Origin of the sequence: Pantoea sp. A4, from assembly GCF_000295955.2 — a bacterium.
Lineage (GTDB): Bacteria > Pseudomonadota > Gammaproteobacteria > Enterobacterales > Enterobacteriaceae > Pantoea > Pantoea multigeneris.
The window spans coordinates 54,705-67,419 of record NZ_ALXE01000029.1; the positions used below are offsets into that span (position 1 = coordinate 54,705).

The 12,715-nt window shown below is 54.6% G+C and carries 10 protein-coding genes; 2 read left to right on the forward strand and 8 right to left on the reverse strand.

Annotated features, from left to right (window positions below; translation table 11 throughout):
* The 4 genes from B880_RS0114755 to B880_RS0114770 form a co-directional block, all read right to left on the reverse strand.
* Positions 1–1,263 (reverse strand): c-type cytochrome, encoded by a 1,263-nt coding sequence (locus tag B880_RS0114755; RefSeq protein ID WP_017348207.1) that lies wholly within the window; start codon positions 1,261–1,263, stop codon positions 1–3.
* Between the two features lie 11 nt (positions 1,264–1,274).
* A complete protein-coding gene (locus tag B880_RS0114760; RefSeq protein WP_017348208.1) occupies positions 1,275–3,044 on the reverse strand; it encodes a GMC family oxidoreductase in 1,770 nt (589 codons plus the stop codon).
* A gap of 19 nt (positions 3,045–3,063) precedes the next feature.
* Complete coding sequence (locus B880_RS0114765; protein ID WP_026042671.1) at positions 3,064–3,792, reverse strand: gluconate 2-dehydrogenase subunit 3 family protein; 729 nt, start codon at positions 3,790–3,792, stop codon at positions 3,064–3,066.
* 409 nt (positions 3,793–4,201) lie between these two features.
* The gene (locus tag B880_RS0114770; RefSeq protein ID WP_017348210.1) at positions 4,202–6,421 is read right to left on the reverse strand and encodes a heavy metal translocating P-type ATPase; all 2,220 of its coding nucleotides are present in this window, start codon (positions 6,419–6,421) and stop codon (positions 4,202–4,204) included.
* Positions 6,422–6,501: 80 nt separating this feature from the next.
* On the opposite strand from B880_RS0114770, the gene cadR reads away from it, so the two are divergent.
* Entirely contained in the window at positions 6,502–6,957 is a 456-nt protein-coding gene (gene cadR, locus B880_RS0114775) for a Cd(II)/Pb(II)-responsive transcriptional regulator (RefSeq protein ID WP_017348211.1), read from the forward strand.
* Positions 6,958–7,005: 48 nt separating this feature from the next.
* On the opposite strand, the gene B880_RS0114780 is transcribed toward cadR, so the two are convergent.
* The 3 genes from B880_RS0114780 to B880_RS0114790 are packed head-to-tail and all read right to left on the reverse strand — an operon-like array spanning position 7,006 to position 10,685.
* Positions 7,006–8,265 carry a glycerate kinase type-2 family protein gene (locus B880_RS0114780; RefSeq protein ID WP_017348212.1) on the reverse strand — a complete coding sequence of 420 codons (1,260 nt, stop codon included), beginning with the start codon at positions 8,263–8,265 and terminating at the stop codon, positions 7,006–7,008.
* A 2-nt stretch (positions 8,266–8,267) separates the two neighbouring features.
* Entirely contained in the window at positions 8,268–9,356 is a 1,089-nt protein-coding gene (locus B880_RS0114785) for a tartrate dehydrogenase (RefSeq protein WP_017348213.1), read from the reverse strand.
* An 18-nt stretch (positions 9,357–9,374) separates the two neighbouring features.
* Complete coding sequence (locus B880_RS0114790) at positions 9,375–10,685, reverse strand: MFS transporter (protein WP_026042672.1); 1,311 nt, start codon at positions 10,683–10,685, stop codon at positions 9,375–9,377.
* 128 nt (positions 10,686–10,813) lie between these two features.
* Between B880_RS0114790 and B880_RS0114795 the strand changes: the two genes are divergently transcribed.
* On the forward strand, positions 10,814–11,722 hold the full coding sequence (locus tag B880_RS0114795; RefSeq protein WP_026042673.1) for a LysR family transcriptional regulator: 909 nt from the start codon (positions 10,814–10,816) through the stop codon (positions 11,720–11,722).
* A gap of 70 nt (positions 11,723–11,792) precedes the next feature.
* Here the strand turns inward: B880_RS0114795 and B880_RS0114800 are convergent, their stop codons facing one another.
* Positions 11,793–12,698: a LysR family transcriptional regulator gene (locus B880_RS0114800; RefSeq protein WP_017348216.1), complete on the reverse strand. Its 906-nt coding sequence runs from the start codon at positions 12,696–12,698 to the stop codon at positions 11,793–11,795.
* Between the last annotated feature and the right edge of the window lie 17 nt (positions 12,699–12,715).

Below are 12,715 nucleotides of genomic sequence, written 5' to 3' on the forward strand. Positions count from 1 at the left end.
TTACTTCTGCTCAGCTTCCTGCGCTTCACGCACCTTCCGCACGTCTTTCTCCGTCACCGGTGGCGCATTGTTGCCCCAGCCGCTGCGCACGAAGGTCGCAAGGTCTGCCACCTGCTTATTGCTCAAACGATGAGAGAAGCCCGGCATGGTCAGCACCGACGGCGCTTTCGGCGTTGACGGGGTTTCCGTACCTTGCAGGATGATGTTGATCAGCGCATTGGGGTTCTCTTCCAGCACCACATCACCGCCGTTCAGACGTGGGAAGATCCCTTTGGCACCTTTACCGTCGGTCCAGTGACAGGCTTCACAGTTGTTCATATATAACAACTGACCGGCGCTGAGGTTCTGGCCCTGCGTCAGGGTATCCACCGTTTGCTGTGTCGCTTTGTCCGCATCCTGACGGTGGTAGTTCACCTGTGGCCCGGCAGGCAGTGACTTCAGGTAACCGGCAATCGCTTGCAGGTCTGGATCAGACATGTGCTGCATGCTGTGTTCAACCACACCGGTCATCTCACCGCCTACGGCGGCAAAATCGTTACGTCCGGTCGCGAGATAGTCAGTGATATCTTTCACCGACCAGCCTGGCATACCGCGCAGAGCAGGGACTGGCCAGCCGTTGAGTTCTCCCCCCGACAGGTAGGTATCGCTGCTGTCATTCAGCGCCTTCTCCTGCATACCAATCCCCCTTGGGGTATGGCAACTACCGCAGTGTCCCAGTGTTTCCACCAGGTATTTGCCCCGGTCCAGATCGGCTGGCGTGACCGGGTGATAGTCTTTATCTTCTGCAAAGGCAAAGTTCCAAAACACCATGCCCCAACGTTGGTTGAACGGGAACATCAAATCAGTCGCCGTAGCTTTCGCCGCAACCGGCTTCACGCCTTTCATAAAGTAAACATACAGCGCATGGATATCGCTGTCGGTAATGCCGCGATAGTCTGGGTATGGCATTGCCGGGTAGAGGTGCTTGCCATCACGACGAACCCCCTTACGTACTGCATCAGCAAACTCCTGTTCGCTGTATTGCCCAATCCCCGCCTCAGGGTCTGGCGTTATATTGGTGGAGTAGATAATCCCCATTGGACTGTGGATCGCCAGGCCACCGGCAAATTCTTCACCGCCTTTGAGGGTATGGCAGGCCGTGCAGTCTCCGGCACGGGCCAGGTATTCACCTTGTTTAATCAGCGCAGCATCGTCCGCATGTGCGGCCGATTGTCCCAGTGCCAGCAATGTCATCGCGGCCAGATAACGCAAAGTTGTCTTCATCCTTTTGCTCCTTATGCCTGTACCATCGGGCCAGGATTTTTCAGGTACTGCTCGCGAATGGCTGTTACCGAAAAGTAGGTCAGCCCGGCAACGGCGGCGGTCGGGTTGGCATAGAAGTTCTGTGGGAAGGCATTAGCCCCAGGCACGAACACGTTATGAACATCCCAGCACTGTAAGTAGCGATTAAGTACCGAAGTGCGAGGATCGCTACCCATGATCGCGCCCCCGGCGTTGTGGGTATTGACGTAGTTCGGCGAGCTGGCGAAGTGGCTGTCCATCTTCAGAATGTTGTGCGAGTACTGGCTCGGATTGAGGTGTTTGGTGATTGCCTCCATCTTCTCCTTCATAAACTGCAACATCCGCAGATCGTTCTGCACGTAGTCATAGGTCACGCGCAGCAACGGCATGCCGAAACGATCTTTATAAACCGGGTCGAGATCGAGGTAGTTGCCACGGGTCGCCATGTTACTGCCTTCCAGCTTGACGCCCATGGAGTGGCCATAGCTCTGTTTCAACGCTTTTTTCCAGCCAGTGCCCCAGGCCGGTGCGCCTTTACGCACGGGTGCTGCCATCGGTGTGCCGGTAGGCTGGGAGCTGTAAATCTTCGCGCCACCAATAAAGCCCAGTGCCGAGGTATCGATATTGCCGGTGCCGAAGTCACTGATTACCGTGCCGGTCGGTCCTGCGGTGGCAAAAGGATTGAATTCCATATCATCAAAGAACAGCGTGTATCCGCCACCGTACTGGTGGGTGTAGCTGCGCCCCACGACACCGGTTTCCGTAATCGGGTTGTAAGGCTCGCCAATACCGGAGTTCAGCAACAAACGGACGTTGTTCAGACCAAAGGTGGCAAGAATGACGATGTCAGCGGGCTGGAACACTTCATTGCCCTCGCCATCGATATACGTCACACCACTGGCCGTTTTGCCATCGGGCTGTTTTTCCACGCGGATAACGTTGGCATGGGTGAGGTAATCGAAGTTTGGCATCAACTTCAGGCGGTCAAGGATCGCCGTCTGTGGGGACGCTTTAGAATAGTTAACGCAACCGTAGAACTGGCAGAAGCCGCAATAGTTGCAAGGTGCAAGCTGTTGACCATACGGGTTGGTATAAGGCACTGAAACAGCGGCCGAGGGCATAGAGTAAGGGTGATAACCCATTTCCGCAGTGGCCTTACGGAACAGGGCGCTGTTGAGGCTGTCTTCCAGCGGCTTATTTGGGAACGGGTTAGAACGCGGTCCCTCCAGGGGATCGCCGCCGGGCTGGATAACGCCGCGTAAATTGCCGGTTTCACCTGAAGAACCACACACCTGGTCGAAGAAATCCATATGCGGCTCAAGTTCTTGCCAGTCAACCGGGAAGTCCGCGATACGCAGCTCTTCATCCAACTGGCCCGGTTTGAAGTGGGCGTCAGCGTAGGTTTTGAGTTTCAAATCAACCGGGGTAGGACGGGTGATCATCCCTGTCCAGTGCAGCCCGGAACCGCCCACACCGTCGCCCAGGCGAAACGCGCCCAGTTCACGCATTGGCAGTGCCGTTTCGCTTTGATTGTGGCGAATTGTAAAGGCTGCATCATGCGGGCTTTGCATGATTTTATGGCGCTTAGTGTAGGCCAACTCATCAGCCGGTTTCGGATAAGCGTAATCGCCGTTCAGGCGATCTTCACCGCGTTCAAGTGCACGGACTTTGAGTCCTGCTTTTGCCAGTTCGATACCCATGATGGCACCGGTCCAGCCTAAGCCCACAATGACAACGTCAACGTGTTGATTGATTTTTTTCATTTTTAATTCCGGTTAGAACTCAGGCAGTGTCGCCATTTAATGCAACTGGACCCAGAGGGTATTTAACATTATGGATTTTTATCCATTGCGGATAACTGGCGCGTGCCCCTGGGAAATTAATCATTTTCCAGGCGGCCATATTAAAGTTTCCGCCATATTGCGGATCGGCCAGGTAACCCTCTTTGGTATTTTCCAGTAAGCGTGTGAAGAAATAACCGGCATTCAGGTCGGCTTCTCCATATTCGGCGAAGTTCACACTGTTCTGTTCTAATCGGGTCAGGACATCATCCCTGACTTTAGCCGGTAAATCGCAAAACGCCTGATTAAAGGTAATGCGGCAATACTGGTTGGTCAGCGCGATGCCTTTGCGGTATAGCACCTGCAAATTAAACGGCATCTGATAGCCGAACAGCTTGCTGGCTTTGCTGTTGAAGGGGGCGGACATGTACCAGTCATCCCCTTTGCCATAAGGCGTCAGCATTTGCTTATCGATGAAAACCGGCACGTGCGTGTCTAATGCACCAGGGCCTTCATGGTCGGCGGGAATAAGGCGATCGCAGGCAGCCATAATAAACTGCCATTCATCGTGAGTGAAAAATTCCGGTTGGTAATTGCTCAATGCTTCCTTAGCATCGGGTACGGCAGCAAATACTGAACTGACGCCACATTTCATCCCTAAAGAAGCAATACCTATCAATGACCCTAAAATAAAGGGCCGCCGGCCGATGCCGGTTTTTTCTACTGTCATTTTTATATTAACTCGTTCTTATTGATTATTAAGCCGATAACCTGGTGTCATTATTAAATAAATCCTGAACGTGATAATCTCCCCTTTTGACCAAACAAAAATCACCGCTCAGGTGAATTAACCGCCTGAACGTGATGTAGACAATCTGTTACTGAGTTGTAATCGCGCGTAGTATGCGCTTTTGTGTGGGATTATCATTAGCGCGGGTTTATATAAACTATTTGAATAATGACAGCGGTGTTTTTAATTTAATAAAATCAATAACATAATATCTCACCCAGACACATTCCCTTACATCAAGTGCGGCTTTGCTTACTGGGGCGTTGAAGAGAACAGGCGAGATGCTGGAAAAACAGGCAAATCAGCGAGATAGAGATAGCCTGCAACCTCGGTTGCAGGCGAGAAACGATCAGTAGCGTAACAGGCGCAATCCATTAGCCACCACCAACAAACTGGCACCGACATCGGCAAATACGGCCATCCACAGCGTACCCATGCCGGCAAAGGTCAGGGCGAGGAACAGGGCTTTGATGCCCAACGCGAGGGCGATGTTCTGCATCAGAATGGCGTAAGTACGTTTGGATAACTGCACAAATTGCGGGATCTTACGCAGGTCATCATCCATAAGTGCCACATCGGCGGTTTCCAGCGCGGTATCCGTTCCCATTGCGCCCATGGCAAAGCCTATGTTGGCAGCGGCTAAGGCCGGTGCGTCATTGATGCCGTCACCCACCATGCCGGTGACGCCTTCACCGGCATAATTTTCTACCGCCTGACGTTTGTCATCGGGCAACTGGTCACCCAGGGCCTGATCGATACCGACCTGCGCGGCAATAGCCTGAGCGGTGTGGGGATTATCGCCGCTCAGCATCACGGTTTTTACGCCCAGCGCATGCAGTTGCTGGATAGCCTGCTGGCTGGTGGTTTTAACCGTATCCGCAACGGCGAACAGGGCGAGCACTTGCGTGCCGTCATTTAGCAGCACCACGGTTTTGCCGATGCTCTCCAGCTCGCGGACTTTGCGTTCGGTTTGCGCATCGCAGCCGCTGGTTTCCCGCGTCAGGCGGAGGTTGCCCAAATAATAGGTTTGCTCGTCTAGCGTGCCGCGAATGCCTCGACCGGGCAGGGCGATAAAGGCTTGCAGGCTGGCGCGCTGTGTGTCAGCACTGGCGCGGGCGATGGCCTGAGAAACCGGGTGGTCTGACTGGCTGGCAAGGCTCCCTGCAATCGCAATCACCTGCTGTTGCGGCAATCCGGTGCAGCTGATGACATCCGTCTGTACCGGTTTGCCCTGAGTCAGGGTGCCGGTTTTATCCAGCGCCAGCCAGCGTAGTTTGCGCCCCTGTTCCAGATAGACGCCACCTTTGATCAAAATACCGCGTCGGGCTGCGGCGGTCAGACCGCTGACCAGGGTGACCGGCGTTGAGATAACCAGCGCACACGGGCAGGCGATGACCAGCATCACCAACGCTTTATAGAGGGAAGGTTGCCAGCCGCTGAGGCCAAACAGCGGCGGGATAATCGCCACGGCCAGTGCCAGCAAGAATACGCACGGGGTATAGATGCGGGAGAAGCGATCGACAAAACGTTGAGTCGGGGCTTTTGCCCCGTGGGCCTGTTCGACGGCGTGGATGATACGCGCCAGAGTGGTGTTACTGGCGCTGGCCGTCACGCGATAATCGACGCTGCCGGTCTGGTTAATGGTGCCAGCAAAAACTTTGTCGCCCACGTTTTTGTCCACGGGTAAACTTTCACCGGTGATCGGTGCCTGATCAATCGTGGTTTGCCCGCGTACAATCTCGCCATCCAGGGCAATGCGTTCACCGGGTTTCACCCGCACCAGGCGGTCCAGTTCTACGCTAGCGGCGGCACAGGATTGCCAACTGCCATCCGCTTGCTGCACGGTAGCGGTGTCGGGTGTGAGCTGCATCAGGGAACTGATGGCGTTGCGGGCGCGATCCAGCGAACGGGCCTCGATCAGTTCAGCAATAGTGAAAAGCACCATTACCATCGCGGCTTCGGGCCACTGACCGAGCAGCAGTGCGCCGGTAACCGCAATACTCATTAACGCGTTGATGTTGAGATTAAGATTACGTAGCGCAATCCAGCCCTTTTTATAGGTTGTCAGGCCGCAGGCAGCAATCGCTACCAGCGCCAGCACTGCTTCCACCCCTTGCGGTAAGGTCATCCAGTCTGCGATTTCAGCGGCGGCGGCGGCAACACCCGCTAAGGCGAGGGGCCACCAGGGTTTGGCTTGAGTGTTAACGGGTGCCGGGTTGGTGCCGGTTTCGGGTGTGAACCCCAGAGAGCGGATCGCCTCCAGTACGCGTTCCAGCGCCTGAGGCTGATGCGTAACCAGCAATACGCGCTGCATCAGGTTAAATTCCAGCGCGCTGACTTCCGCCATATTGCCGAGTTTTTTCCGTAGCAGCGTCTCTTCAACCGGGCAATCCATCTGCATGATACGAATCGCGGTTTTCACTCCACCCGCCACCTGTTCGCTGCCTGCCAGGTGCGTTAAGGTTTCGCTGGCTGCCTGGCAGCAGCTTTGGGCGCAGCTATCGGAGGCTGACGCGGTGGGTTTCACGATCGCGGAGGGGCGAGGGTTTTCATCAGGAATCAGACGCATTTTCTTTGTCCAGTCGATTAACTATACTGGCATTAAAAACCCTGAAGCTGCTACAGGGTCAAGCCGAAGAGGAAAAATAAATGAAGACAGGTGAACTGGCGACGCTCGCGGGCTGCCCGGTAGAGACGGTGCGTTATTACGAAAAGTCGGGTCTGCTGCATGCGCCGCTGCGGGGCGAAAATAATTACCGTCACTACGATCACACCCACGTTGAGCGGCTGATGTTTATTCGCCGCTGCCGCGCGCTGGATATGACCCAGGATGAAATCCGTGCGTTGCTCGAAGCCAAAGAGTCGCAGGAACCGCACTGCGGCAAAATTGATGCGATCATCAGTGAGCACCTGCACCACGTTCAGCAACGTATTCAGGAGTTGCAGGCGCTGGAACAACAGCTCAAAGCGTTGAATCAGCACTGTAATGCCGATCGGAGTATGAGTGAGTGCGGTATTTTGCGCGAACTGAAAGAGCCGACAGAAGGGGATAACAGTCTGCTGGAGATCCCCAATGGGCATCTTGCTGGGGTGCATTCGCATTAAAAAAAACCTGGAGCCCTTAACCGACTCCAGGCAAAGCAGAGAAAAGCGTTAAACAATTAAAATGGCACGGATATCGTTCACATTTGTCAGGGTCGGGCCGGTGATCACCAGCTCGTTGGTGGCCTGAAAATAGCTGTAGCTGTCATGGGCATCGAGATAATCACGCGCGCTAACACCGGCGGCGTTGCCGCGTTGTAGCGTATCGGGGCCGATAATCGCGCCGGCGGCATCTTCGGTGCCGTCAATGCCATCGGTATCGCCAGCGATAGCCCAAATACCGCTCTCGCCTTGTAACGCGCAGGCCAGGCTTAACAGGAACTCGGTGTTGCGTCCGCCTTTACCGGCTTTGCCGCCGCTGACGGTAACGGTGGTTTCGCCGCCGGAAAGCAAGACTGCCGGGCCAGCAAGGGGCTGACCGTACTGCTTTACCGAACGGGCAATGCCAGCCATCACAATCGCCGCTTCGCGACTTTCACCCTCAATGGCATCCCCTAAAATCAGGGGCGTAATGCCATGACGGCGGGCGGCATCTGCCGCCGCTTGCAGTGCGAGTGACGGCGTGGCAATCAGGTGCGTTTGCGCATTATCGTCCGCACTTTCACTGGCGACGGTCTGACTCAGATGACGGCGCACCGCATCCGGCAACGGGATCTGATAGCGATCCAGCAGCGCGAGTGCCTGTTGTGGGGTACTGTCATCCGCTACCGTCGGGCCTGATGCAACATCAGCCGGATTATCACCCGGTACATCGCTGATGATCAGCGACACCAGACGAGCAGGGCGCGCCAGTTTCGCCAACTTGCCGCCTTTAATGGCGGAAAGATGACGTCGCACCAGGTTCATCTCCTTGATGTTGGCCCCGCTGTGCAGCAGTGAGCGGGTGATGGCCTGCTTGTCTGCCAACGTCAGTCCTGCGGCTGGCAGTGCCAGCAGCGCAGAACCGCCACCTGAGATCAGCGCCAGCACTAAATCATTCGGGGTTAACCCTTGTAGCGCTTCGACTACCTGACGTGCGGCGCTTTCACTCATCTCATCGGCGACCGGGTGGGCCGCCTGTAAAATGGTGATGCGTCCGGCCGGGACAGCATGGCCATAACGTGTTACCACCACGCCACTCACATCCACATCCGGCCATGCTGCATCCACCGCCGCTGCCATCGCCGCCGATGCTTTGCCTGCGCCAATCACCACGCAGCGGCCAGCGGGTTTTTCCGGTAGTGCCGGAGGGACGACAGGCCCCGGCCGGGCGCTGTCAACCGCAGAGGAAAACAGATCCCACAGCAGGGATCTGGCGTCTTCATTGCGCATAGTTATACCGTTTCTGCCACGTTGATTTTGGCTTCGATGTACGCCACGACAGCGCGCGTCACTTCAGCAGTATTGGCTTTTCCGCCGACATCAGGAGTCAGAATGCCTTTGGCGCAGGTATCCTCAATGCCTTCCATGATTAACTTCGCCGCATCATGTTCACCGAGGTGCTCCAGCATCTGCACCGCAGTCCAGAAGGTCGCGATAGGGTTCGCAATCCCTTTGCCGGTGATATCAAATGCAGAACCATGAATCGGTTCAAACATGGAAGGGAAACGCTGTTCTGGATCGATGTTGGCGGTTGGCGCAACACCCAGACTGCCAGCCAGTGCGCCTGCCAGGTCGGAGAGAATATCCGCATGCAGGTTAGTCGCAACGATCGTGTCCAGGCTTTGTGGATGCAGGGTCATACGGTGTGTCATCGCATCGACCAGCATTTTGTCCCAGCTCACGTCCGGGAACTCCAGCGCCACTTCAGCGGCAATCTCATCCCACATCACCATGCCGTGACGCTGGGCGTTAGACTTGGTCACTACCGTCAGTAACTTACGTGGGCGAGACTGCGCCAGCTTAAAGGCATAACGCATGATACGGGTGACACCCACGCGGGTGAAAATCGCCACTTCAGTGCCCACTTCTTCCGGTAAGCCACGGTGCGCACGACCGCCGTTACCAGAATATTCACCTTCAGAGTTCTCACGTACGATCACCCAATCCAAATCGCCTGGGCCGCGGTTGCGCAGTGGCGAGGTCACACCCGGCAGAATTTTGGTCGGACGCACGTTGGCGTACTGGTCAAAGCCCTGGCAAATCGGCAGACGCAGGCCCCATAAGGTGATGTGATCCGGGACATCTGGCGCGCCCACCGCGCCGAAGTAGATCGCATCAAATTTTTTCAGGGTTTGCAGGCCATCTTCCGGCATCATCACGCCATGCTGCTTATAGTAATCTGAGCCCCAGTCAAAGGTTTCGATATCAAATTTCAGCTCGCTGTTTTGGCGTTCCAGCGCGCGCAGCACTTCAACACCAGCAGAGATCACTTCTGGGCCAATACCGTCAGCAGGGATAGCAGCAATAGAATAAGTACGCATTGTTTTCTCCAAATCGAATCAGTGTGTTTCAGGATGAGTTAAATCAGTGTTCTGCACTTTCCGCTGGCTAGTGGAGAGCCACAGCACCACTAAGGCAGAGAGCATCAGCAGCCCGGCGACAAAATAGAGTCCCCATGCATAGCTGCCAGTTTGTTGGCGAATAACGCCGATAACGGTGGGCCCGACAAAGCCGCCGAGGTTGCCGATTGAGTTAATGGCGGCAATCCCTGCGGCCGCAGCCGGGCCGGTAAGAAACAGGGTTGGCATGCTCCAGAGCGGCGGTTTAGACGCGCTGATGCCAAGATTAACCAGGGTCAAGGCCAGGATGACGCCGAGCAAAGTGCTGACGCTGCCGGCACAAATCAGACCGACAGCGGCGATGATGCAGGCAATAATCACGTGCCAGGTGCGCTCAGATGTCCGGTCAGAGTGGCGAGCCCACAGCACCATGCCGATCACACCCACTACCGCAGGGAACGCATTCAGGAATCCGGTCTCCAGTGCCGAGACGCCGAAGGTATGAATAATTTGCGGTGCCCAGATGCCCAAGGTATAAAGCCCGGCGGAAGTACCGAAATAAACCAGTGCCAGGGCCAGTACGCGACGGTCTGCCAGGCCACGCCATGCACTATGGCTGGCTTTGTTAACGCTGCGGCTCAGCTGCTCAGCTTCCATGGTGTTTTTCAGCCAGGTACGCTCTTCTTCATCCAGCCAGCGTGCTTTTTCTGGGCGATCGGTGAGGTAGAACAGCACCACAACACCCAGGATAACGGCGGGTACGGCTTCCAGTACAAACATCCATTGCCAGCCTGCGAAGCCAAGGTAGCCATGCAGCTCCAGCAGCGCGGCGGAAATCGGAGAGCCTAGCGCGGTTGAGATGGGTGCTGCGGCCATAAACAGTGCCGTCACTTGCGCACGACGTGCTGCCGGGAACCAGTAGCTAAGGTACAGAATGATGCCGGGGAAGAAGCCCGCTTCCGCAACACCCAGCAGGAAGCGCAACACATAGAAGCTGGTGGTGCCCTGGACGAAAGCCATACAGCCGGACACCAGGCCCCAGGTGATCATGACGCGAGCAATCCAGATACGCGCGCCGACTTTATGTAAAATCAGGTTGCTCGGTACTTCGAACAGAAAGTAACCGATGAAAAAGATCCCCGCGCCGATACCGAAAATGGCGGGCGACAGACCCAGATCTTTATTCATCGTTAGCGCGGCAAAACCGATATTGACGCGGTCAAGAAAAGCGATGAAATAGAGCAGCATGATGAAGGGAATAATGCGCAATGTGACTTTGCGCATCACCCTTTTTTCCAGGTGAGAATTCATATTAGAGTGCTCCGCAGTTTGTGTAGGGTTTTTTGTGTTTTAGTGAGACTGAGTATGCGTTTTTGCCGGGCTTTATCATCGGCAGTGCTTTATATAAATAATTTGAATAATATTGTGGCGAGGAAAATGTGGATATAAATCAATTGCGTTGCTTTATCGCGGTAGGTGAGGAACTTCACTTTGGCCGTGCAGCGCAGCGAATGGAAATGATGCCTGCGTCACTGAGCCGTTTTATTCGTTTGCTGGAAGATGACCTCGGATTGCGTCTGCTCAACCGCTCTACGCGCAACGTGTCATTGACACCGCGCGGCGCAGAGTTTCTGCACGAAGCGTTACAGGTCGTCGCCGCCTTTGACGCGCTGGCCGCGCGCTACCGTGAAGCCAAACGCGGCGAGCGAAAAACCCTGCGCATTGGCGTGATTGACAGCGCTGCACGCGGCTTGTTACCGGGGCTGCTTAATCTGTTTGTGCGGGAATATCCGGATGCAGATATCCATCTGACAGAAGACAAAACCAGCAACCTGATCCCGCGTTTACGTTCTGGCTGGCTGGATGTGATATTTGTGCGTCCACCTGAGACGCTGGACGTCAATCTGGCGGCACGTTTTATCACCCGTGAAACGACGGTGTTGGCTGTACCGGCGCAGCACGTTCTGGCCCAGCGCCAACAGGTGAGTGTGGCGGATTTTCATGATGAAGCGATTATTATGCCCGAGCGCAGAACCCGTCCACACAGTCATGACTTAACCATGAATATCTTCAAAAGCGTCGGGTTAACCCCGGTTATCGCGCAATATGCCGACGAAAAGCAAACCATCCTGAGCATGGTGGCGGCGGGCCTTGGGCTGGCGCTGGTGCCTGCTTCGTACCGCAATATGAATACCGATGGTGTGAAATATATAGATCTGCAACTGGATCAAAACGTCCCTGGATTACCGCTGAGCGTGATGTGGTATGCCGGTAATGAAGACCGTTTTGTTACCATTATTCTGGATATTTTGACGCGTTATCATCAGGAATTAGTTAAGGATCTGTAGACGCATCCAGAAATGCATTTTTTCATCACCAGAAGGATATTTCTGGTGATGGTGCCAGGAAGGTAATGGATTATTCTTCGTTATTCTTATTTAAAGACAGTAATTTTTGCAGCAGCGGCGAGGGATTATCTTTGCGCCAGATAAAGCCGATATCCAGCAGAGGCGGATTTTCCAGCAGGTCAACGTAAACCACCCCGGTTCGTGCCAGATGACGTAATGAGTCTGGCACCAGCGCAATGCCAATTCCGGAAGCCACCAAACTGATAATGGTTTGCATTTGTATTGCCTGCTGAATAATATTCGGTTTCTCACCCTGTTCAGCATAATAACGCATCACTAAAGCATGGAAAGAGGGGGCGACTTTTTGCGGAAACAGAATCAATGGCGACGCAATCACCTGATGCGGGCAGAGTTTACCGCTAGTGAGAGAAATCCTGTCACTCTCCAGCCAGCTTTTAGGAACCGCGGCTACCAGGGGCTCGGAGAGGATTTTTTGGTAATCCAGCGTGGGCGGAAAGCTCTCTTCAGGCGGTGGGATCACAATCCCTACATCGATCTCTTCAGCGATAAGTGCGGCCAGCTGTACGTCGCTGGTGGCTTCGGTCAGGACCAGTTCAACCGAGGGAAAACGCTGGCGAAATTCACTGACTAAGCGCGGTAAAATGTTATATCCCGCGTTGCTGATGAATGAGAGTGATAATTGTCCTGACTCCCCTTTACTTAGCCGGTCGGCAATATCCGGTAGGGCATTGAGGCTGCTGAGGCTATTTTTAACGTGAAATAACCATTGCTCGCCGAAAGGCGTTAACTGGACATTTCTTTTGGTACGAAAAAACAAGGCGTGACCTAACTCTTTTTCCAGCGCCATTATTGACTGGCTGAGCGGAGGCTGCGTCATATGGAGGCGTTCCGCTGCCTTACCAAAATGTAGCGTCTCGGCGACTGTAACGAAGTGTTTCAGTTGTCGAACATCCATGACTTATATCCACAGTG